Raw genomic sequence first — 23,817 nt, 5'->3', positions numbered from 1 at the left:
AGTGGAGATTTAACCTATGGTTAAAAGATTTGTTGAAAGTAATGATTAACTAACTTAGTAATTCAATAACGGTAATAAGAGCAGTTGGTTGGGATTTATAATCCTTCCAACTGTTTTTTTATTAAACCATCTTGTATATAAATTCTTGTTCTTCAAAAAACTTTAATGATAAGATGAATTCAATACATAAAAATGGGGTGACGGATTGGGTAGAAATCGTATTTTTTCAAAATTGGATTTATATATAGCGGCAAAGGAACAAATACTTCAAGTTGGTTATGATGGCTTTACAATCAGTCATCTAGCAGATGTTTTAGGAGTTTCTAGAGCAGCAATCTATAAACAATATGTAAACAAAGATGAATTATTAATTGACTTTATGGTATTTGAAATGCAGCAAAGTATAGAGGATTTACAAAAAGTTCGTCAAGATGGTACTTTTGAGCAACAACTGGAAGATTTATTATATCGTATGTCTCGTTTTAATGAGGTACATCAATTACTTGGGATGACTTCACTCATTCAAAATACATCAGAAGAAGTCATTCAAAAAAAGGAACAATTGGCATCTATGCATAAAGATTTATATGCACCACTTATTAGAATCGTTTCGAATGGCAAAAGAGAAAAGTATATTGCTTCATCTATACCAGATTCGCTAGTATTAGCATTTATCTTTCAAACAATTGATATTCCTTTTCAACAAAATCTGTCGAAAGATGAGCAGCTTCAATATATTAAACAATTAATTTTATATGGTGTATGTGGCAGAAAATAAGTGACATGAGTGTAACTTATGTGTATAATAATGCTTAAAGTACTTTTAGCATTATTTTATCTAAAAGTGACACATGTGTAACTTATAAGGAGGAACAATCCCATGTTTTTAGCATTAAAAGAGTTAAAACACGCAAAACTACGCTATACCTTGATGAGTGTCATTATCGTATTAATTGCATGGCTTGTATTTATCTTATCCGGCCTTGGTAATGGTCTCTCTACGTTAAGTGCTGCAACAATTAAGAATTTAGATGCCGATTATGTAGTGTATGAAGATGGAGCTAAAGCGACATTTAGTAAATCGTTAATATCTGAATCATTAATCGATAGTATTAAGAAAAATGATAATGTCAAACAAGCAACTCCATTCGGTGCATCAATGGCTGCCATTTCACATGGCAAAAAAGAAGATGAAAAAACAGATATTGCTGTTTTAGGTATTAATCCTGGAGACTTCATTGAGCCTAAAGTGATTGAAGGTAAACAACTAGATCGTTCAACAAAAAACGGCGTACTTGCTAATGAATCATTAAAAGAGAAAGGTTACAAAATTGGTGACAAAATCCAAATTGATGGTTCTATCATCAAATTAAAGATTATCGGTTTCGTAGAGGGAGAAACATTTAACCATTTACCTGTTTTATTTTCTACATTAGATCAATGGAGAGATTATACATTTGCTGCACCAGGATCAAACAATGGAATTAAAGATGTAGTGAATGCAATCGTTTTACAAGCGCCAAATTTGAATCATGTACAATTAGATAAATCAATTAAAGGTATCGAAACTGTAACCAAAAGTACTGCTATTAATGGAATGCCTGGTTACATGGAGGAAAATGGCACTATATTAATGATGCTTGCATTTTTAATTGTCATTTCTGCATTTGTCATAGCTGTTTTCTTTTATGTAATTACGATTCAAAAAACACAACAATTCGGTGTAATGAAAGCAATTGGAGCAAGTAACAGCTTTATTACTAGAGCAATTATTTCACAAGTATTTGTCCTCTCAGTAGTTGGTATATTAATAGGGGGTGCCTTAACTTATTTAACGGCTCTTGTATTCCCAGAAAATATGCCATTTAATTTGGATGGAACTCTTGTTGTTTTATATGGCATTGCATTACTTGTTATTAGCTTGTTAAGTTCACTTATTTCCGTTCGTCAAATCGTAAAGATTGATCCATTAACAGCATTAGGGAGAGTGGAATAAATGAATGGATTGCAAATTAAGAATGTAACAAAAACATATGATGAAGGATACTCAAAAGTAACAGCGTTAAATAATGCTTCTATGGAAGTGAAAACAGGGGAACTTGTCGCAATCGTTGGACCTTCGGGATCTGGGAAAAGTACACTTTTATCAATTGCAGGCGCATTATTAAAACCCACTTCAGGTTCAATTTTAATTAATAATCGAGAAATTACAAGCCTATCTTCTAAAGAATTATCAAAATTCCGCTTAAATGAAATAGGCTTTATATTGCAAACTTCAAATCTTATACCTTATTTAAAAGTTATTGACCAATTAATTTTAGTTACAAAAATGGCCGGTAAACCATCTAAAGAAGGTGAAGAAAAAGCAAAGAAATTACTTGCTGAACTTGGATTAGGTGGCAAATTTAATAAATATCCAAATGAACTTTCGGGTGGAGAACGTCAAAGAGTAGCAATTGCTCGTTCTTTTATGAATAATTCTACTATTATTCTAGCAGATGAACCGACAGCAAGCTTAGATTCTAAACGTGCTCATGAGGTAGTACAATTAATCGCCGATGAAGTGAAAAAACGTAACAAAGCAGCTATTATGGTAACTCACGACGAACGTATGCTGAAATACTGTGATAAAGTATATAAAATGGAAGACGGTATTTTAACGTTAATTTAAAATAGTTTTTTGTAAAAATTAAATCAAACAAATAATCCTTTTACAAATTGATTAATCATTTTGTAAAAGGATTATATTAAATCAAAATTATTATTAATAAAGATGATTTTTTCATTTAACGCTTTTTAAAACAGAGATAGTAATGGTTTATCAGTATAAATTATTTTCAAAAAATCCTTTATCCAATTAGATGAAGGATTTTAAAAATTTTAAAAAAACATAAAAATACATTTGATTTAATAAATATACATATGTATAATGTTCATTATCACAACAAATGTAAGGAGCGATTCGGATGAAATTATTAGAACTTGTTCAACTTAAATTGGTTACGACTTTAAAAGATAAAGATTTACTTGCACTTGCTGACTATACAAGTGAGGAAGTACAAGGATTAATCGATCTAGCTATGAAATTAAAAGTGATTACAAAAGAAGGTAGTTGCCCTCCATTATTGGAAGGAAAAACTTTAGGGATGATCTTCGAAAAAAATTCTACTCGTACACGTATTTCATTTGAAGTTGGGATGAATCAACTAGGTGGTAAAGGAATGTACATGAATGCACGCGATTTGCAAATTGGTCGTGGAGAGTCTATTCATGATACAGGTCATGTATTGTCAGGCTATCTAGATGGAATTATGATTCGCGCAAACTCACATGAAATGGTGAAAGAACTTGCAGAGCACGCATCTATTCCAGTAATCAACGGTTTAACGGATATTGCACACCCATGCCAAGCATTAGCGGATTTAGAAACGATTGCAGAAGAAAAAGGCGAACTAAAAGGACTAAAACTTGCTTATATTGGCGATGGCAATAACGTTGCTCATTCACTTGTCGTTGCATGTGCGCATGTTGGTATTGACGTGGTTGTTGCAACTCCGAAAAACTATGAACCTAGTGAAGATGTTATGAAAATTGCAAAAGAGATTGCAGTGAAAAACGGTAGCACAGTTGCCCACACATACGATCCTGTAGAAGCTGCAAAAAATGCAGATGTGATTTACACGGATGTATGGACATCAATGGGTCAAGAAGAAGAGGCTGCTAAACGTTTAGATGACTTTAAAGGATATCAAATCAACGATACGCTTGTAGCAAATGCAAAACCGGATTATATGTTCCTACACTGCTTACCAGCTCATCGTGAAGAAGAAGTGGCTTCATCAGTAATTGATGGTCCAAATTCCTTTATTTTCGAACAAGCTGAAAATCGCCTTCATGCACAAAAAGCTGTATTAGCTTCCATATTAGGGGAATAACATCAAAATACCGTAGCACAAAAGCTTAAAAGTGTTACGGTTTTTTTACGGTCTTATTTGTTAGAATATTTCGATTAAATAGACTGTTTTTGCTGATTGAAGCATAATTATTATGATATTTGAATAAAAACAAGAGTCAGAAAATATTAATAATTACGATTTTTCTATTTACATATTCACGTAAATGTAATTTAATAGAATAGTATTTACAAAAACCTAATAAATAGGAGGAAACATATGAATAAGATGACAAGAAGATTACTAGTATTTGTATCTGCATTAATGCTAATTGTTCTAGCAGGATGTGGTACAAGTTCTAGTAGTACTCAATCTAGTGGAGAAAAGTCGAATGGTAAGATTAATGCGAAATTTGGCGTAATTTCTTACTTGACAGGAGCTGGTGCAGCATATGGTGAAGCCATTACAAATGGTTTTAAATTAGCTCAAAAAGAAATTAACGCAAAAGGTGATGTGAATATCGAACTAGTAACTGAAGACTCTGCAGGTAAACAAGAACAAGCATTGTCTGCAGGCCAAAAGTTAATGAGTGATAATGATATCGTAGCAATTTTAGGACCAACTCTAAGTACTGAATTTAAAGTAGTTGCTCCAGAAGCAGATTTAAATGGAATCTCAATTATGGGAACATCAACTACAGCTGAAGGTATTCCACAAATTGGAGATTATGTATTTAGAAACTCTCTACCAGAAGCTTTAGCAATTCCAGCAGCAATGGAAAAAGTAGTATCTAAAACAAAAGCGAAAAAAGTAGCAATTATTTACGGTAATGACGATGTATTCACAAAATCAGGCTTCGATACAATGAAAAAAGAAGCAGAAAAAATGGGACTTGACATTGTAACAATCGAAACATTCCAAAAAGGTCAAAGTGATTACAACGCACAATTAACAAAAATTAAAAATTTAAAACCTGATTTTATCTTAGCTTCAGCTTTATATAACGAAGGTGCAGTAATTATGGACCAAGCTCGCAAAATGGGATTAAATGTTCCGTTTGTTGGTGGTAATGGATTCAACTCCCCAGAAGTTATTAAAATTGCAGGAGACGCTGCGAATGGTTTAGTCGTTGCTACTCCATGGTTTGGCGAATCAACAGATCAAAAAGTGGTTGACTTTAATAAGAAATACAAAGAAGCATATGGTAAATTACCTGACCAATTCGCTGCTCAAGCTTATGATGCGATGTACATTTATGCTGATGCATTAAAACGTGCAGGAGAAGCAGATCGTGAAAAATTCCATAAAGCTTTAGCCGAAACAAAAGATTTTGAAGGTATCCTTGGAAAATTCTCATTTGATAAAGATGGGGACGTAGTAATGGATCCTAAAGTTGTAGAAATAAAAGACGGAAAATTTGTTGAATTTAAATAGTCAGAAAATTAAAATGTTTTACAACCCAAGCTTTAACTAGCCAATAGTTAAAGCTTGGAGTCATATGAAATGAAAAGTAAAAGAAGTAGAAACAATTTAGGTTGTTTGTATTTTACAGATCATTCGAGTGTTAAATAAATTAAACGTTAGGGAATGATTGATCATGCTACTAGAGCAATTAGTTAATGGAATAACTTTGGGAAGTATTTATGCAATTGTAGCACTTGGTTTTACCCTTGTATTTGGTGTATTGGGTATTATCAATATGGCGCACGGTGAAATTTTTATGGTAGGTGCTTATGTTGGTGTCATGACAACTGGTGTATTGGGTTGGCCTTTATGGCTAGGATTTTTAGCATCTATTGTTGTTACTGGAATATTAGGTTATTTATTAGAAAGACTAACATTACGTCCTCTTCGTGGAAAAAAAGGTGTTTCTCATTTAGCTCCATTGATTAGTACGATTGGTGTTTCTATATTTCTAGAAAATATGTCACATCATTTATTTGGGGCTGGTAATCAACCATTTAAAACTTCTTTTTCAGAGCTTAAGATTGAAGTCGGTTCGATTACAATTTATGTAGTACAAATAGTAATCTTTGTTATATCAGTGATTTTAATGATGGCACTTTCTTACTGGCTTTCAAAAACAAAAGCCGGAAAAGCTTTACGTGCAACTGCTGAAAACTTAGAAACAGCGAGTATTTTAGGTGTTAATACAAAGCGTACAATTACAATGACCGTTATTATTGCATCCGCAATGGGAGGCATTGCAGGTATTTTAGTTGGTATGGCATTTAACTCTGTTAACCCACAAATGGGTTTAGCAATTGGTCTTAAAGGATTAGCTATCATTATTTTAGGTGGTATGGGAAATGTAAAAGGAGCCATGGCTGGTGGATTAATCCTAGGATTGTCTGAGACCGTCCTTGTAGCATATGGAGATTCTGGTTATCGAGACGCAATAGCCTTTATTATGATTATTGTTATTCTTCTATTAAAACCACAAGGTCTATTTGGTTCGAAGTCATCATTGGAAGGAAGGTAATCATATGTTAGGGGAACTTTTAAATCCATATCAATTACAAATAGCATCGTTTGTTCTAATTAATATTATTTTAGCAGTTAGTGTGTATGTCACGCTTTCTTCTGGACAATTATCTTTAGGTAGTGCTGGATTTATGGGGATTGGTGCATATACTTCAGCATTAGTGACAATTCATTTTAATGCACCAATTATAGTAGGAGTTTTAGCTGGGGCAGTTGTTGCCGGTATACTTGGGATATTAATTGGTTTACCTGCACTTCGTTTATCAGGCGTATATTTAGCGATTGCAACACTAGGTTTAGGTGAAGTAATTCGTGTTATTTTTGTCAATTGGGAGTCATTAACAAATGGGGCGGTTGGTATTTCCAACATTCCTCAAATCGGAAGAAACATTTTATATTTTGCTAGAGATACGGGATTTAATCCTACAGTTCTAGGTTTACAAAACAACCAGTTTGCAAGTTTAATAGTATTTTTAATCTTGTTAGTATTAACTGTTTTAATCCTTTGGTTTATCTATCGTCAAAAAAAATCCCGTGTAGGTAGAGCTTTTTCTGCAATCCAATTAGATGAAAAAGCAGCCGAGTCTATGGGGATTAATATTACGTATTATAAAGTCCTATCATTTGCTCAAGGAGCAGTTTTTGCGGGCTTTGCAGGAGCATTATTTGCTCACGTAATGGGCTACATTTCTCCTTCGGATTTTGCATATCATCGTGCTGTTGAAATTCTTATTTTCACTGTTTTTGGTGGTAGTGAAGTTATTACAGGATCAGTGTTTGGTGCAACATTCTTAACACTTATGCCTGAAGTATTACGATTCATTAGTGAATATCGTTATATTATTTATGGACTACTTCTTGTTATTTTGATGGCTGTACGTCCTCAAGGAATTGTAGATTTAAATGTACTAAATTGGTTTAGAAAGTTAAAACGTACAAAAGGGGGAGACGTACATGGTTCTTAAGATTAATAATATATCTAAAAACTTTGGCGGGATCTCCGCTTTAACTGATGTTACTTTTTCTATAAATGAAGGAGAAATCTATGGATTAATTGGCCCGAATGGTGCTGGTAAAACAACTATGTTCAATTTAATAACCAATATTTTTTCTCCTTCATCTGGAGAGGTTAATTTTAACGGAGACGATATTACAGGAATAAAACCGCATAAAATTACAGAAAAAGGTATTTGCCGTACCTATCAAAATATTCGTTTATTCTCACAAATGTCAGCATTGGAAAATGTTATGGTAGGTGGCCATTCTCAAACACATTCTGGTGTTTTTAAAGGAGTATTTCGAACAAGGTCACAACGTAAAGAAGAGCAAGATTTAAAGAAAAAGGCTGAAGAGTTATTAGAATTAGTTGGATTGTTAGAATTTAAGGATATACTTTCAGAAAACTTAGCATACGGACAACAAAGACGTTTAGAAATTGCCCGCGCTTTAGCTAGTAACCCTCGATTGTTATTATTAGACGAACCCGCTGCTGGGATGAATGAAAAAGAAACAGATAGCCTATTTGATTTGATAAAGAAAATTCAATCAAAAGGGATCACTGTTTTAATCATCGAACACGATATGCCTCTAATTATGAAATTGTGTGACCGTATTACAGTACTGAATTTTGGTAAAAAGTTAGCAGAAGGTACGCCGGAAGAAATTCAAAACAATGAAGCTGTGATTGAAGCCTACCTTGGTAAAGAGGAGGAAGATGACATTGCTTAAAATATCAAACGTTGAAACTTATTATGGACAAATTCAAGCTTTAAAGGGAATCAATCTAGTCGTTGAAGAAGGCAAAATTGTTACTCTTTTAGGTGCAAACGGAGCTGGTAAGTCTACAACAATGAAGACGATTGTAGGATTATTAAAACCTAAAAAAGGCTCTGTTGAATTTTTGGGAGAAGAAGTAACAGGACTTAGACCGGATCAACTTTTACGTAAAGGGGTTGCACTCGTTCCAGAAGGTCGCGCTATTTTATCTAGTATGACAGTTATGGAAAATCTAGATATGGGTGCATACCATCGGAAAGACAAAAATGTTGATAAAGAGATTGAAGCAGTTATGGAACGTTTCCCCATTTTACGAGAACGTAAAACACAGTTTGCTGGTACCATGTCAGGTGGTCAACAACAAATGCTTGCTATCGCAAGAGCCCTATTGTCTAAACCAAAACTATTATTACTAGACGAGCCTTCAATGGGTCTTGCCCCATTAATTGTTGCGGACATTTTTAAAATTATTAAAGAGATTAAAGATGATGGCACAACGGTGCTTCTAGTAGAACAAAATGCGAAGCAAGCATTGAAAATTGCTGATTACGGTTATGTAATGGAAACAGGAAAGATTATAATAGAAGGAAAAGCTTCAGATTTGCTTGAAGACCCACGTGTTGTTGAAGCATACTTAGGTAGAAAATCTACAGGAGATGCAGAAGAAAAAGCAAAAACTCCTTCTTAATTAAATTGTAAATCATCATATAAAACACACGACAAAATAAAACGTTGTCGTGTGTTTTTGTTATATCTACTTTTGACTATCAATTAACTTACCAGGGTTTAGGATATTCTTTGGATCTAGAGCTAGCTTAATCGTTTTCATCACTTCTAATGCTTCTCCATGTTCTTTTTCTTGATACATACGTTTGCCGATTCCCACTCCATGTTCGCCAGTGCAAGTACCCCCGCGTTCTAGAGCAAAATTGACTAATAATTCATTGAAACGTTTAGCTTTTTCAATTTCTTCACCATTGTTAATATCAATCATAACAAGTGCATGGAAATTTCCATCTCCCACATGGCCAACAACCCCACCAGGCAAACCGATATTTTCTAATTCAGAACGAGCAAAACTAATCGCATCTGCTAAATCTGTTATCGATACGCAAACGTCTGTAGACATAAGCTTTTTCCCTTTATATGCATGGATATAAGCATAGGCAAGGTTATGTCGAGCATCCCAAAGTTTGTTACGTGCAGCTGTATCAGTTTCAAATTCTATTTCCGTACAACCATAATCTTGCATTATTTCTTTTGTAAATGTAACATCTTGAGCTAGACCTGCATCATTACCATGAAACTCTAAAAATAGTGTTGGTTTTATAGGGTAATTCGTCTCGCTATAATGATTTACTTGTTCAATCGATTGTTCATCTACAAGTTCAACTCGTGCGATAGGAATACCTGCTTGAAGTATAGAAGTTACGGCATTGACAGCATTTTTTACTGATGGAAAGACTGCTCTTGCCGCCATTTCAAATTCAGGAATACCATATACTTGTAAGGTTAATTCAGTGAAGCAACCAAGAGTCCCTTCAGAACCAACAAATAACCCATTTAGATGATAGCCAGAAGATGACTTAGCTGCTAGATTTCCTGTATGAATGATACGGCCACCTGCAAGCACCACTTCTAAGTCTCGAACTTGATCACGCATAACACCATAGCGTACTGCGGTTGTCCCACTCGCATTCGTTGCCGCCATTCCACCAAGAGATGCATCTGCTCCTGGGTCAACAGAGAAGAAGAGTCCATACTTTTTCAACTCTTTATTCAATTGTGTTCTTGTCACACCAGGTTGAACCCGAACTAATAAATCCTCTGGTCGAACTTCTAAAATCGTATTCATTAAAGAAAAATCGATGGTGATCGTATTTGTAACTGGGATTACATGCCCTTCTAAACTTGAGCCGCGTCCAAAAGGAATGACCGCAATCTCAAAGTCATTTGCCACTTTTAATATGTCACTAACTTGCTTTGCAGATGTTGGAAAAACAACAACATCTGGGAGTCGACTTTCATGATAGGATTCATCTTTGCTATGTAATTCTCGTACTGTCTCATTCACAGACACTTGGTCATCAGACAAAATATCTTTCAATGCTGCAATAACTGATTCAACAATAACCATAATTTTTATCCCCTTCCGCAATGTTGCCAAAAATTCAATATTTTCTAATAATTATATACGAATACATCAGAAAATGGGGGGAAATTAAAAAAGTAGCATCTCCTTTTAGAAGTTGCTACTTGAAATTTTAGGCTAAGGCTTTTGATAATTCACTCATGAATGATTCTTGTTCTTTTTTGTCCGCATTTTGCCACCAGGTTTCAAAGAATACGCCAAGCCCTGGAAGTAAATGCTCTTCACCACGCTTAATTGCATCTTCCACAATATTTTTTAATTGATCTGGGCTATGACCTGAGACGTTTTTCTTAATAGCTTCGCGAATTTGAAAATTCATTCGGCATCCCTCCTGATGATATTTTTGCCGAATACTCGATTGTTATACATACATTTGGTAAACTTATTTAGAGAAAAGATTTTTGAATAGTAAAATTTTTGACGAAATTACATAATTGGGGGTAGTTATGATGAAAGCAGTTGTATTTGAAAAAGGACAATTATTAGTAAAAGAAGTACCAACTCCAAAACCAAAAACAGGAGAAGTATTGGTAGCAATCAAGGCTGCAGGATTAAATCGACGTGATTTGTATACACCAGGTAGACTTGGAAATGATCGCGACGCTCTAATACTCGGATCTGATGCAACGGGAGTTGTTGAAGAGCTTGGAGAGGGTGTAACTAATTGGAAAATTGGTGATGAAGTGATTATTAATCCATCATTACGTTGGTATGAACAATCGGATTTTCCACCAGAAGATTTTGAAATTTTAAGTTTACCTGATGATGGGACATTTGCTGAAAAAATCGCCATTTCTGCAGAACAACTTGAGCCAAAGCCTGCGTTTTTATCAATTGAAGAAGCAGCAGTCATCGGTGTTTCACCATTAACAGGTTACCGTGCACTATTTACAAAAGGTGAAATAAAAGCAGGTCAAACAGTGTTTATCCCTGGTGCTGGCAGTGGCGTGGCGACATTTTTAATACAAATGGCTAAAAATGTAGGTGCAAGAGTCATCGTGACTTCTCGTTCAGAAGAAAAACGCCAAGCTGCTTTGAAAATAGGTGCAGACCGCGCGATTGATACAAATAACGATTGGACAAAAGAACTTGAAGATGAGACAATCGACCTTGTCGTTGAAAGTGTTGGCCGTGCTACATTTAATCGTTCTTTGGCTGTTTTGAAAAAGGGTGGTAGAATAGTGGTATTTGGTGCTACAACTGAGGATGTTGTGGATTTTGACCTACGTCAATTTTTCTATGGTCAATATACACTACTTGGTACAACTTTAGGCAGCCGAGAAGAGTTCCGTGCATGCATAAAGCATATGGAAAAATATAATACGCATCCAGTTTTGGATCGTAGTTTTAATTTAGATGATGCGCAGGCTGCATTAGATTATTTAAAGGAAAATCATCAGTTTGGCAAAATTATTTTTACGATTTAACAATATAAAGGCGGTAAATAATACATGAAAAGAATCGAATCGCAACAAAATTCCCTTGTGAAGTATTGGAAAAAACTGGCTACTACACGAAAAGAACGTGATCGCTCGGGTGAATTTTTAATAGAAGGTTTTCATTTAGTAGAAGAAGCGCTAAAAAATAAAGCTGAACTTTTAAATTTAATCATTCGCGAAGATGTAGAAATTCCAAAAAGCTGGAATATAGATAATATCTTTGTTGTAGAAGTAACTGCACAAGTTGCCGATGAATTTTCGGAGACAGAACATTCTCAAGGCATCTTCGCACAAGTAAAACAACCTACTATAACAAGTGAGGTACAAAATAATTGGACAAAATTGTTATTAGTTGATGCAGTTCAAGACCCTGGAAATGTGGGTACTATGATTCGTACTGCAGATGCTGCGGGGGTTGATGCAGTCATTCTCGGAAAAGGTTCTGCAGACCCATTTAATCCAAAAACAGTGCGTTCTACACAAGGATCTATTTTCCATCTACCAGTCATTCGAGGGGAATTAAGTGACTGGGTCGATTCGTTAAAAGAAAAGAATGTACCTGTTTATGGTACTGCATTAGAAAATGCTGTTCTCTATAATCAAGTGAAAAAAGAAGATAAATTTGCACTCATAATGGGCAATGAAGGAAGCGGCATGAATCCTGACTTACTTTCAAAAACAGATCAGAATGTGATTATCCCAATTATGGGAAAAGCGGAATCATTAAATGTAGCGGTTGCAACTGGTATCGTTCTTTATTATTTCGCAGGATGATGGAATCTAAACTTGAAGTAAAGAATTGAATTGCGTATAATAAGTGAAGAATGAATTATAAATAAATGCACTTGAGCGGGAAAAGTACATTTTTCAAGCACTTTAGGGAGTGCACGTCATAGACTGAAAGCGTGCATATTGTAGCGAATGATGGAAGTTCACCCCGTTAGCAGCCACCGGGACCAGTAATTTTACTGTAAAGGATGGCCGGTGAAACGCCGTTAAGTCAATGAAGTGATTGCATGTTTTTTTATGCAATAACTAGGGTGGTAACGCGAATAGATCCTCGTCCCTTTTATAGGGACGGGGTTTTTTTATTTTTCGGAAGGAGGATTTTACAAATGGCAATGACTGAGCAATTATCTCAGCTAAAAGAAGAAGCATTAGAAAAAATTGCAGCAGCACAAAATGTAAAAGAATTAAATGAAGTCCGTGTAGCTTATTTAGGCAAAAAAGGACCTATTACAGATTTACTAAAGGGAATGGGGAAACTTCCAGCAGAGGAACGTCCTAAAATGGGTGCTTTAGTAAACGAAGTACGAGCTCAAGTTCAAGATGTGCTTGAATCCCGTAACAAAGAATTAGAAGAAAAAGCAATGATTGAACAATTAGAAAAAGAAGCAATCGATGTAACATTACCTGGTCGCCCTTTAAAAGTTGGAAATGCACATCCATTAACTCGTGTCATTGAAGAAATCGAGGACTTGTTTATCTCAATGGGGTATGAAATTGCTGAAGGTCCGGAAGTTGAAAAAGACTACTACAACTTTGAAGCATTAAACTTACCAAAAGGTCATCCAGCACGTGATATGCAAGATACATTCTATATCTCAGAAGAAATTTTACTTCGTACACACACATCTCCAGTACAAGCTCGTACAATGGAGAAAAAACAAGGTTCATCATTTAAAATTATTTGCCCTGGTAAAGTTTTCCGTCGTGATAATGATGATGCAACTCACTCACATCAATTCACTCAAATTGAAGGATTAGTTGTTGGAGAAAACATTCGTATGAGTGACTTAAAAGGCACATTAGACCTCTTCGCGAAGAAGATGTTCGGTGAAGACCGTGAAATCCGTCTACGCCCAAGTTTCTTCCCGTTCACTGAACCATCTGTTGAAATGGATATCTCATGCTTCAAATGTGGTGGCGCGGGTTGTAACGTGTGTAAACATACAGGTTGGATCGAAATTCTTGGTGCTGGTATGGTACATCCTAACGTTCTTTCGATGGCAGGTTATGATCCTAAAAAAGTATCTGGCTTCGCATTTGGTATGGGACCAGAACGAATTGCCATGTTGAAATATGGAGTGGATGATATTCGTCATTTCTACACAAATGATGTTCGATTCTTATCACAATTTCAACGTATAGAAGAGTAAGGAGGAATAGACATGCTAGTATCTTTAAAATGGCTTTCACAATATGTAGATTTACAAGGATTAGAACCTGAAGTTTTAGCAGAGAAAATTACCCGTTCAGGGATCGAAGTTGAAGGCGTACATCATTTATCAGATGGCCTAAAAAAACTAATGGTTGGCAAAATCAAAGAATTAAAAAAACACCCTGATTCAGACCACTTAAATATTTGCCAAGTTGATTTTGGTGAAGAAGAGCTTTCTCAAATTGTTTGTGGTGCACCAAACGTTGCAGAAGGCCAAAAAATTGTTGCAGTTCGTCCAAATGGTTACGTTGGTGGTAAGAAAATCAAAAAAGGTAAACTTCGTGGCGAAGTATCAAACGGTATGATTTGTTCTTTACAAGAACTTGGTGTTGAAGGAAAAGTTGTACCAAAAAAATATGCAGAGGGTATTGTTGTATTACCTGATGATATTCCAGTTGGTACAGATGCAATTGAAGCATTAGGTTTAGATGATGTTGTTCTAGAATTAGGTTTAACTCCAAACCGTTCAGATGCGATGAGTATGTTAGGTGTAGCATATGAGGTTGCAGCAATTCTTTCAGAAGATATTAAACTTCCAGAAACAACTCATGCTGAAGCTAGTGAAAAAGCAGAAGATGTATTAAAAGTACGTGTAGAAGCACCTGAAGTAAACCCATTGTATACAGCAAAAGTCGTGAAAAACGTTAAAATTGCAGAATCACCATTATGGTTGCAACAACGATTAATGGCTGCTGGCGTTCGTCCACTTAACAACGTCGTCGATATTACAAACTATATTTTGATGGAATATGGTCAACCGCTACATGCTTTTGATTATGATGCACTTGGCACAGGCGAAATCGTTGTTCGAAAAGCTTGTGAGGGCGAAGAAATTAAAACATTAGATGGTCAAGATCGAGTATTAAACGCAAAAAACCTTGTCATCACAAATGGTAAAGTACCTGTAGCAGTTGCTGGTGTAATGGGTGGATTTGATTCTGAAGTTACAGAAAAAACAACTACTGTAGTTATTGAATCAGCATATTTTGATGGATTATCCGTTCGCTATACAGCAAAAGACCTTGGCTTACGTAGTGAAGCAAGTGCTCGCTATGAAAAAGGAATTGATCCAAATCGCGTTATTCCTGCAGCAGAACGTGCAGCACAATTGCTAGCTGAACTTGCAGACGGTGAAGTATTATCAGGAACAGTAGTATTTGATGAATTAGATAAGACACCTGCAAAAGTAGTCATTTCACCTGACTTTGTTAACGCACGTTTAGGTATGAAAATTTCTTTAAACGAAATGGTATCTATCTTAAGTCGATTGAAATTTGATGTTGAAACTGCAAATGGTCTTCTATATATCGATGCTCCAACCCGCCGTCAAGATATTAAAATAGAAGAAGATATCGTGGAAGAAATTGCACGTTTATATGGATATGATGAAATCCCTGCTACAGTTCCAGTAGGTGAAGCGAAAGCTGGCGGCTTAACAAATTATCAAGCTAAACGCCGTATCGTACATCATCAATTGCAAGGTTCAGGATTATATCAAGCCTTAACTTACTCATTAACTTCAGATGAACTTTCACAAAAATATGCATTAAAGACAGCACCAACAACCCGCCTTTTAATGCCAATGAGTGAAGAACGTAGTACTTTACGTCAAAGTATTCTTCCACATCTAATTGAAGCAGTATCTTATAATGTTTCACGCCAACAAGATTCAGTAGCACTTTATGAAGTAGGCTCTGTATTTTTAGGTGAAACAGAAGAAGGACTTCCTCATGAAGAACAACATGTTGCAGCTGCCATTACTGGAGAATGGGTAAACAATGCTTGGCAAGGTGAGCATAAAAAAGTTGACTTCTTTGTCTTAAAAGGAATTTTAGAAGCATTATTCGAAAAACTTGACTTAAAATCTCGCATTGTTTACGAAACTGCCGTTGTAGATGGATTGCACCCAGGACGTACAGCGAATATCCTTTTAGATGGAGAAAGTATCGGTTTCTTAGGACAACTTCATCCAGTAGAACAAAAAGCAAATGGTCTTAAAGAAACATATGTTACTGAATTAAACTTAGAAGCAATACTTGCAGCAGTAACTGAACCATTAGTTTATATTGCAGTTCCTCGTTTCCCATCTATTTCACGAGATATTGCATTAGTTGTAGACCGCAAAACAAAAGCAGCAGAACTAGAAGCGATTATCCGTGTTGCAGGTGGAAAATTACTAAAAGACGTGAATGTATTTGACCTTTATGAAGGAGAAAAAATGGAACAAGGCAAAAAATCAGTAGCCTTCACATTAACATACTTCACACCTGAACGAACACTTACTGATGAAGAAGTCGTAGCAGCTCACGATCAAGTCGTAGCAGCACTAACTGAATCAGGAGCAGAACTCCGATAATAATTAGAGTTGAAAATTAAGCAGATAGTTACTAAAAATTGCCTTTCTATAATTAAAAAGAAAGGCAATTTTTTTATACTCTAGTTAGGGTAGTGGTGGCAATTCCTGCTGTAAAAAAACAATTTTAGTTTCCGTTTCTATTCAAATAACTGTCATTTCATTTTACATAAATATCATATAATTATAATCTAGGAGGAAAAATAGTAAAAAAATATGAAATTAATCGTGTGTATCTAATAACCTTATGCTATAATGTTTAAAAGTTGTCAGACTTCATGTAGAAAAAATGTCTATTAAATTCAGAAATTTTAAATATTTCTGTAAAATATGTGGACAATAATGTAATAAATGTTATATTATTGTTAAAAATAATAAACTTAGAGAATCGAAATATCGTAGATTCGCAAAGATTTTGGTAGGTAATTTACAGTTAAAATAGTTTGAATTTTCAATTTGTTTAGGGGGTGCATAATTTTGAGAGCTTCTAATGATATTCTAAACATTAACCATTTACGAACTAGTTTCAGGATTAAAGACGACTATTTTGATGCAGTAGATGATGTATCACTAACCCTTAAGGAAAATGAGGTTCTTGCAATTGTTGGAGAGTCTGGTTGCGGTAAAAGTACTTTAGCAACATCGATAGTTGGATTACATCCACCGGGCAATACAAAAGTGACGGGAGAAATTCTATATAAAGGTCGAAATTTAGTTCATTTTAAAGAGGATGAATTAAACGAAATTCGTGGGAATGACATAGGATTTATCTTCCAAGATCCCTTATCTGCATTAAACCCATTAATGAAAATTGGAGAGCAAATTGAAGAAACATTAATTTATCATACAAAATTCGACGAAAAAAAGAGGAAAGAGAGAGTTTTAGAATTATTAAATCAGGTAGGCATTTTGAATCCTGAGCGTGTAGCGAAGCAATTTCCTCATCAATTATCAGGCGGGATGCGACAACGTGTTATGATTGCAATCGCCATTGCATGCAAACCGAAAATTATCATTGCTGATGAGCCGACTACTGCTTTAGATGTGACGATTCAAGCTCAAATTTTAGATTTACTAAAAGATCTACAAGGAGAAACTGGTGCAGGCATAATACTTATAACACACGATTTAGGAGTAGTTGCAGAAATGGCAGATCGTGTTGCGGTGATGTATGCAGGTCAGATTATTGAAATAGCACCAGTAGAAGAATTATTTCGAAATCCAAAACATCCATATACACGTTCATTACTCAATTCGATTCCGCAGATTGATAGTGAATCTGATCGTCTTGAAGTGATCCATGGAATGGTTCCATCACTGACGAAACTACCGAGGCAAGGATGTCGCTTTTCTGCTCGAATTCCTTGGATTTCAACTTATTTGCATGAGGAAAATCCACAACTTCATGAAATTTCACCAGATCATTATGTTCGATGTACCTGCTATCGACACTTCCATTTTGAAAGTGAAAAAGGAGGGGACATCGCATGAGTTTTATGCAAGTAAAAGACCTTTGTGTCCATTATCCAATTCGAGGAGGGTTTTTCAATACAGTAGTTGATCATGTCTATGCAGTAGACGGTGTATCGATGGAATTTGAAAAAGGTAAAACTTATGGCCTTGTTGGTGAATCGGGCTCTGGAAAATCTACAACAGGTAAAGCAATTATTGGATTAGAAAAAATAACTTCAGGCCAAATTCTGTACGAAGGTGAAAATGTTACCAACCAACGCAGAAAAAGAAACAGTGCGTATAATCGTGATATCCAAATGATTTTCCAGGATTCCTCATCTAGTATGAATCCAAGAAAACGAGTGAAGGATATCATTGCAGAACCAATTCGAAACTTTACTAATTTAAGTGATCAAGAAGAACGGAGACGTATTATTGAATTGCTTGAAATTGTCGGAATGTCAGAAGAAGCAATGTATAAATACCCACATGAATTCTCAGGAGGGCAACGACAACGATTAGGCATTGCACGAGCTGTTGCTTGTAATCCAAAATTAATTATTGCGGATGAACCAGTATCAGCACTTGACCTATCCGTTCAAGCACAAGTATTGAACTTTATGAAGGATATTCAATTAGAGTTTGGACTTAGTTATCTATTCATTTCGCACGATTTAGGTGTAGTTCGTCATATGTGCGACCATATTTCCATAATGTATAAGGGCCGCTTCGTTGAAACAGGTAGAAGAAAAGATATTTTCAATGATCCAAGACACATTTATACAAATCGCCTTTTATCAGCCATTCCAAATATTGAACCTGAAACGCGTTTACAGCGAAAAGAACAACGTCGTCAAGTGGAAGTAGATTATAAAACGAAACAGCATAAGTATTATGATGAAGATGGTAAGGTTTATCCACTGGTAGATGTCGCACCTAACCATCGAGTGGCAATGATGAACGTTGCAAAAGGGGGCATCTAGATATGTGGAAAACGATAATCAGACGTGTACTAATTATGATTCCGCAGTTATTTGTATTAAGTTTAGTCGTGTTTATCTTAGCTAAATTTATGCCAGGTGATCCTTTCTCAGGCTTAATTACACCTGATACTGACCCAAATCGAATAGAAGAATTACGACAGCAAGCGGGTTTTTATGATCCATGGTATGTTCGATATTGGCATTGGCTTATTAACATTTTCCATGGGGATTTTGGCGATAGTTATACATTTAAAATGAGTGTGGCTTCACTCATTGGAGAACGTGGATTAAATACATTTTGGCTTTCATTAGTCAGTGTTTTCTTAGTGTATCTAATTGCAATTCCATTAGGCGTCATTGCAGGTAGATATCAAAACTCACTAAAAGATAAAACGATCGTACTTTATAGTTTTATCAGTTATGCGATTCCAACATTTGTCTTGGCTTTGATTTTCTTATACATTTTTGGCTATCAATTATCGTGGTTTCCAACGAGTGGTACGGTTGATGTTGACAAGGATCCTGGAACGATTGGTTATTTTTGGAGTAAAGTTTATCACCTATTGTTGCCTGCAATCACATACGCAGTTCTTGGTACGACAGGAATCATTCAATACTTACGGTCAGAAATAATCGATGCAAAAACACAAGATTATGTAAAAACGGCACGTAGTAAAGGGATACCGATGAAAAAAGTATATTCCCGTCATATTTTCCGTAATTCATTATTACCTATTGCTGCTTTTTTAGGCTTTACAATTACGGGATTACTTGGTGGTTCGGTCTTTATCGAAACAATTTTTGGATTCCCTGGCATGGGGCAATTATTTATCCAATCGATTAGTGCTCGTGACTACAGTGTGATTACGACACTTGTTATGCTTTACGGATTCTTAACATTATTAGGTAGTTTGTTGTCAGACATAATTATGAGTATTGTCGACCCACGTATTCGAATTGAATAACACTACACATGATGTTTAGCCGAGGTGATAAAAATGGAACAAATTGCTGAAAAACAAGTAAAAGAATTAGAGGGTACGCCTGCTACAGGATTAAGAGTAGTCTTTCGTGAATTTAAAAAAGATAAATTAGCACTTGGATCATTGATTTTGTTAATTCTAATAATTGGAGGAACAATGGTTTGGGCTCCATTAATTGACCAAGAACAATTGATGAAAATTAGTCTTCTAGATGAATTTGCAAAACCTGGAGAAAATGGTTTCATTCTTGGAGCTGACCAAGGTGGTAGTGATGTTCTTGGTCAGCTTATTATTGGAGCTCGTAACTCGATTGCTATTGCAATCGCTATTACGTTAATCACGGGAATTTTAGGGATTGGCGTAGGGATTCTTTGCGGATACTATGGCGGTTTTATTGATAATTTTTTCATGCGAATCATTGATTTTATCATGACTTTACCAACTACAATGATTATCATCGTTTTCGTGACAATCATTCCAAAATATAATGTCACATCATTCATCTTGATATTAAGTGCATTTATGTGGGTTGGAACAGCAAGGCTTGTTCGTAGTAAAGCATTATCAGAATCTAAGAGAGATTATGTGAATGCTTCAAAAACAATGGGGACAAGCGATTTTTCCATAATGTTCAAAGGTATTATGCCGAATTTAAGTTCTATCATAATCGTTGAAATGACATTAAATTTTGCAGGGAATGTAGGAATCGAAACAGGTCTTTCATTCTTAGGTTTTGGTTTACCAGAATCAACGCCAAGTTTAGGAACACTTGTCAGCTATGCAAATAACCAAACAGTTCTAGCAGATAAGTGGTGGGTATGGTTACCAGCATCATTACTAATTTTAGTCTTGATGTTAGGCATAAATTATGTTGGACAGGCATTACGTCGTTCGGCAGATGCAAAACAAAGATTAGGATAACAAAGGGGGAGGAAGAGAGATGAAGAAAAAGAGATGGTTTTTACTTTCTTTCGTTTGTGCACTTATGTTAGTGCTTGCAGCATGTAGTGGCTCAGGCGACAAGGGAGGAGAAAAAGGTAAAGGAGCTAAACCAGAAAAGGTAGATACAAGTGTATTGCCATCTGAAGCAAAAAATGATGGGGATGCTATCAAAGGTGGTACATTAAAAGTAGGTTTAGTAACAGATTCACCGTTCCAAGGGATTTTCAACTGGGAGCTAAATGAAGATCAATACGATGCAGAAATTATGAACTTTACATCTAATTCAATCTTCGGAACAAAAGAAGACTTTTTAATTTCAGATACTGGCTTAGCACAATTGAAAGTAGACGAAGGTGCAAATAAAGCGACAGTTACAATTAAAAAAGATGTAAAATGGTCTGATGGTCAACCATTCACAATCGATGATGTTATTTTCCCTTACTATGTCATCGCGGATAAAGACTACACTGGCGTTCGTTACGATACAGATTTCCAAAATATCGTAGGTGCGAAAGAATATCATGACGGGAAAGCTAAAGATATCTCTGGTATAAAAAGAGTAGATGATTACACAATGGAAATCTCATTCAAAAAAGTGTCTCCAGCTATTTATTCAGGTGGTGATGGTCTTTGGGCTTATGCAGCACCAAAACACCAATTAAAAGATATTAAAATCAAAGACTTAGTTAAATCAGATGCTGTTCGTAAAAATCCTGTAACACTAGGCGCATTTGTAGTGGATAAGATTGTTAAAGGTGAATCCGTACAAATGGTTGCAAATAAAAATTACTGGAAAGGCCAACCGAAACTTGACAAGGTTGTACTTGAAGTTGTTCCTTCTTCATCTTCAGCTGCTGCACTTAAATCAGGTAAATACGATATTGCAATAGATTACCCTGCAAATGATTATTCATCTATTAAAGATTTGAAAAACATCGATATTTTAGGACGTCCAGAACTATCATACTCTTACATTGGATTCAAACTTGGAAAATATGATACAAAAAAAGCAGTTAACGTAATGGACGATCAATCTAAAATGAACAATGTTAAATTACGTCAAGCAATTGCTTATGCAATGAATATTGAAGAAGTAGCGGACGCTTACTACGATGGTTTGCGTACTCGTGCGAATTCTTTAATTCCACCAGTTTTCTCAAGTTTCTATGATGATTCTTTAACAGGCTACAAATTCGATCCAGAAAAAGCAAAAAAATTACTTGAAGAAGCAGGCTATAAAGATACAAATAATGATGGCTATGTAGAAGATCCAAATGGCAAACCATTCACTATTAATTTTGCGTCAATGTCTGGGTCTGATAAAGATGAGAAAATTGTGAAATTCTTTATCCAAAACTGGAAAGATGTTGGTTTAAAAGTAGAGTTAACAACTGGCCGTTTAATCGAATTCAACAGCTTCTACGATAAAGTTCAAGCTGATGATAAAGACATCGATATGTTCATGGCTGCTTGGGCTACAGGTACAAACCCTTCACCAGTAGGTTTATATGGAAAAGAAGCACAATTCAACTTTAGTAGATTTGTAACTAACGATTTAACTGCAATGTTAAATGATATCGATTCTAAAGAAGCCATGGATGCTGAATACCGCGGAAAAGCCTTCAGAAAATGGCAAGAATATATGAGTGAACAAGCAACAACAATTCCAACATTCTTCCGTACTGAAATTATTCCTGTTAACAAACGAGTGAAAAATTGGAATATTGACTACTTAAATGAGTCAAAAGATAATTTACAAAATGTGGAGTTAGTTGCTAACGAACCAGTGAAATAAAGTGGAATTTCAACCAGTGGGGGGCATCCCCACTGATTGTTAGTCCTGTTCTATTGTCGCGAAGATCGCAAGCGTGCATCAATTGACAGTACGAACCCGATTGGTTCAACTAAACCTCTGCTATCGCATCGGTAAGTTTCACTGTATCTCACCAATCGGGCGTTTACGGGCAGTTATCTCAACTGCTGCTTCTTCGAATTTTCTAAAGCCTTGCAGTTGAGTCATACTGCCTGTTAATGCGGGATAAACACAAAGAAAGTGCCAAGAGGAAAAAAATCTCTTGGCACTTTTTATTGTAAACGTTGAAAAATAATATAATAGTCATAGTTTTGCAACAAACTTAAGATATACTGGGTTATAAAGTCTATTTAAAACGTGTTTTAGATGCAATACGCGAAGCTTTTTGCGTATTAGCAAAATGCCATTTTGTAACACTGTGAAGTACGTCTTCACCCTGTGTAAGTAAGATTTGCGCGGCTATTTCATCTACTTTATGACTGGCACCTTTTGGCAATGTAACGCCAATTAACTTACTTAGCTTATCCATTTCGGATAAAAAGGCACAACGAGCTAAAATAGAAGCTGCTGCTACTGCAACGTGAATTTGTTCAGCTTTTGTTGCAAATAATACATTGTCAGTTACAATTTCCTTCTCGTTTTTCAGATAATTATAATACGTTTTTCTTTCAGCAAATTGATCGATTAATACATAATCGGGCTTCTCAGGGGATATTTTCGAGAGAAGTCGATGAATGGCTTGGTTATGAAGTTTAGCTTTCATCTTTCCTTGAGATGCACCTGCTGATTGTACTAAATTGTATTTTTCATTACGTAAAATGAGTACGCAGTAATCAAGACTTGCTTTTAAATCAGGGGCAATTTTAAGCATGTAATCATCTGTTAACATTTTAGAATCTTTGACTCCTAATTCTTTTACTAATGCTATTTTGTCTTGTGGTACATATACGGATGCTACTGTAATAGGTCCAAAATAATCACCTGTTCCAGTTTCATCTGACCCAATAATAGATAAAGAGGATATGTCTTTAGGCAACGAATCTCCTTTTGATAACGTCATAGTAGGTGTATCTTCTGCAATTGTTTGCCATTGTTTTGCTTCACGCGGGCCACCGTTTCCTTGGAACATCACTTTACCAGATGAGTAGACAGTAATTGCGCAATCAGAAAGCTTTGCGGCAAAGACGACACCTGGTGCTTTGCGTTCGATCATATTTTGAGAGTAATAGTTTATGACTTCCTTTTGTGCCTTTTCAGATAATTTAATTACAATATTAGACATATTTTTTATCCCTTTCTTCACAAGTAATTCACAACTGGAAAACT

21 protein-coding genes and 1 other annotated feature are annotated in these 23,817 nt (G+C 35.5%); of the genes, 18 read left to right on the top strand and 3 right to left on the bottom strand.

What is annotated here, in order from left to right; all coding sequences use genetic code 11:
• The first annotated feature begins 205 nt into the window (after nucleotides 1-205).
• The 9 genes from ACWV26_RS14285 (at nucleotide 206) to ACWV26_RS14245 (ending at nucleotide 8,841) form a co-directional block, all read left to right on the top strand.
• Nucleotides 206-778, top strand: a complete 573-nt coding sequence (locus tag ACWV26_RS14285) for a TetR/AcrR family transcriptional regulator (RefSeq protein WP_455895397.1) — start codon at nucleotides 206-208, stop codon at nucleotides 776-778.
• Nucleotides 779-880: 102 nt separating this feature from the next.
• Nucleotides 881-1,996: an ABC transporter permease gene (locus tag ACWV26_RS14280; RefSeq protein ID WP_455895396.1), complete on the top strand. Its 1,116-nt coding sequence runs from the start codon at nucleotides 881-883 to the stop codon at nucleotides 1,994-1,996.
• Complete coding sequence (locus tag ACWV26_RS14275) at nucleotides 1,997-2,671, top strand: ABC transporter ATP-binding protein (protein WP_455895395.1); 675 nt, start codon at nucleotides 1,997-1,999, stop codon at nucleotides 2,669-2,671.
• A gap of 295 nt (nucleotides 2,672-2,966) precedes the next feature.
• Nucleotides 2,967-3,935 carry an ornithine carbamoyltransferase gene (gene argF / locus ACWV26_RS14270; protein ID WP_455895394.1) on the top strand — a complete coding sequence of 323 codons (969 nt, stop codon included), beginning with the start codon at nucleotides 2,967-2,969 and terminating at the stop codon, nucleotides 3,933-3,935.
• Nucleotides 3,936-4,172: 237 nt separating this feature from the next.
• Nucleotides 4,173-5,327 (top strand): ABC transporter substrate-binding protein, encoded by a 1,155-nt coding sequence (locus ACWV26_RS14265; protein WP_455895393.1) that lies wholly within the window; start codon nucleotides 4,173-4,175, stop codon nucleotides 5,325-5,327.
• Nucleotides 5,328-5,490: 163 nt separating this feature from the next.
• A complete protein-coding gene (locus tag ACWV26_RS14260) occupies nucleotides 5,491-6,375 on the top strand; it encodes a branched-chain amino acid ABC transporter permease (protein WP_455895392.1) in 885 nt (294 codons plus the stop codon).
• Nucleotides 6,376-6,379: 4 nt separating this feature from the next.
• The gene (locus ACWV26_RS14255) at nucleotides 6,380-7,342 is read left to right on the top strand and encodes a branched-chain amino acid ABC transporter permease (RefSeq protein WP_455895391.1); all 963 of its coding nucleotides are present in this window, start codon (nucleotides 6,380-6,382) and stop codon (nucleotides 7,340-7,342) included.
• Complete coding sequence (locus tag ACWV26_RS14250) at nucleotides 7,332-8,105, top strand: ABC transporter ATP-binding protein (RefSeq protein WP_455895390.1); 774 nt, start codon at nucleotides 7,332-7,334, stop codon at nucleotides 8,103-8,105. Before ACWV26_RS14255 ends, ACWV26_RS14250 begins: the two co-directional genes overlap by 11 nt.
• Nucleotides 8,098-8,841, top strand: a complete 744-nt coding sequence (locus ACWV26_RS14245) for an ABC transporter ATP-binding protein (RefSeq protein ID WP_455895389.1) — start codon at nucleotides 8,098-8,100, stop codon at nucleotides 8,839-8,841. Before ACWV26_RS14250 ends, ACWV26_RS14245 begins: the two co-directional genes overlap by 8 nt.
• A 66-nt stretch (nucleotides 8,842-8,907) precedes the next feature.
• Here the strand turns inward: ACWV26_RS14245 and ACWV26_RS14240 are convergent, their stop codons facing one another.
• Nucleotides 8,908-10,293, bottom strand: coding sequence for an FAD-binding oxidoreductase (locus ACWV26_RS14240; protein WP_455898264.1), 1,386 nt, complete (start codon nucleotides 10,291-10,293; stop codon nucleotides 8,908-8,910).
• A 124-nt stretch (nucleotides 10,294-10,417) separates the two neighbouring features.
• The gene (gene sspI / locus ACWV26_RS14235; RefSeq protein ID WP_455895388.1) at nucleotides 10,418-10,624 is read right to left on the bottom strand and encodes a small acid-soluble spore protein SspI; all 207 of its coding nucleotides are present in this window, start codon (nucleotides 10,622-10,624) and stop codon (nucleotides 10,418-10,420) included.
• A gap of 130 nt (nucleotides 10,625-10,754) precedes the next feature.
• On the opposite strand from sspI, the gene ACWV26_RS14230 reads away from it, so the two are divergent.
• The 9 genes from ACWV26_RS14230 (at nucleotide 10,755) to opp4A (ending at nucleotide 22,473) form a co-directional block, all read left to right on the top strand.
• Entirely contained in the window at nucleotides 10,755-11,732 is a 978-nt protein-coding gene (locus ACWV26_RS14230) for a zinc-binding dehydrogenase (RefSeq protein WP_455898263.1), read from the top strand.
• Between the two features lie 24 nt (nucleotides 11,733-11,756).
• Complete coding sequence (locus ACWV26_RS14225) at nucleotides 11,757-12,518, top strand: TrmH family RNA methyltransferase (RefSeq protein ID WP_455895387.1); 762 nt, start codon at nucleotides 11,757-11,759, stop codon at nucleotides 12,516-12,518.
• Nucleotides 12,519-12,579: 61 nt separating this feature from the next.
• Nucleotides 12,580-12,815 (top strand) — a binding site (T-box leader).
• A gap of 50 nt (nucleotides 12,816-12,865) precedes the next feature.
• Nucleotides 12,866-13,903 (top strand): phenylalanine--tRNA ligase subunit alpha, encoded by a 1,038-nt coding sequence (pheS, locus tag ACWV26_RS14220; protein WP_455898262.1) that lies wholly within the window; start codon nucleotides 12,866-12,868, stop codon nucleotides 13,901-13,903.
• A gap of 12 nt (nucleotides 13,904-13,915) precedes the next feature.
• The gene (gene pheT / locus ACWV26_RS14215) at nucleotides 13,916-16,321 is read left to right on the top strand and encodes a phenylalanine--tRNA ligase subunit beta (protein ID WP_455895386.1); all 2,406 of its coding nucleotides are present in this window, start codon (nucleotides 13,916-13,918) and stop codon (nucleotides 16,319-16,321) included.
• 474 nt (nucleotides 16,322-16,795) lie between these two features.
• Entirely contained in the window at nucleotides 16,796-17,809 is a 1,014-nt protein-coding gene (locus tag ACWV26_RS14210) for an ABC transporter ATP-binding protein (RefSeq protein WP_455895385.1), read from the top strand.
• Nucleotides 17,806-18,753 (top strand): ABC transporter ATP-binding protein, encoded by a 948-nt coding sequence (locus tag ACWV26_RS14205; protein ID WP_455895384.1) that lies wholly within the window; start codon nucleotides 17,806-17,808, stop codon nucleotides 18,751-18,753. Before ACWV26_RS14210 ends, ACWV26_RS14205 begins: the two co-directional genes overlap by 4 nt.
• A 2-nt stretch (nucleotides 18,754-18,755) precedes the next feature.
• The gene (gene opp4B, locus ACWV26_RS14200) at nucleotides 18,756-19,718 is read left to right on the top strand and encodes an oligopeptide ABC transporter permease (RefSeq protein ID WP_455895383.1); all 963 of its coding nucleotides are present in this window, start codon (nucleotides 18,756-18,758) and stop codon (nucleotides 19,716-19,718) included.
• 33 nt (nucleotides 19,719-19,751) lie between these two features.
• Nucleotides 19,752-20,657: an ABC transporter permease gene (locus tag ACWV26_RS14195; protein ID WP_455895382.1), complete on the top strand. Its 906-nt coding sequence runs from the start codon at nucleotides 19,752-19,754 to the stop codon at nucleotides 20,655-20,657.
• A 19-nt stretch (nucleotides 20,658-20,676) separates the two neighbouring features.
• Nucleotides 20,677-22,473, top strand: coding sequence for an oligopeptide ABC transporter substrate-binding protein (gene opp4A / locus ACWV26_RS14190; protein ID WP_455895381.1), 1,797 nt, complete (start codon nucleotides 20,677-20,679; stop codon nucleotides 22,471-22,473).
• Between the two features lie 364 nt (nucleotides 22,474-22,837).
• Here the strand turns inward: opp4A and rnhC are convergent, their stop codons facing one another.
• Entirely contained in the window at nucleotides 22,838-23,773 is a 936-nt protein-coding gene (gene rnhC / locus ACWV26_RS14185; RefSeq protein ID WP_455895380.1) for a ribonuclease HIII, read from the bottom strand.
• Nucleotides 23,774-23,817: the final 44 nt, after the last annotated feature.

The organism is Rummeliibacillus sp. JY-2-4R (genome assembly GCF_053847205.1).
The sequence above is the reverse complement of the archived record's forward strand: the minus strand, read 5'-3'. Positions and strand labels throughout refer to the sequence as shown.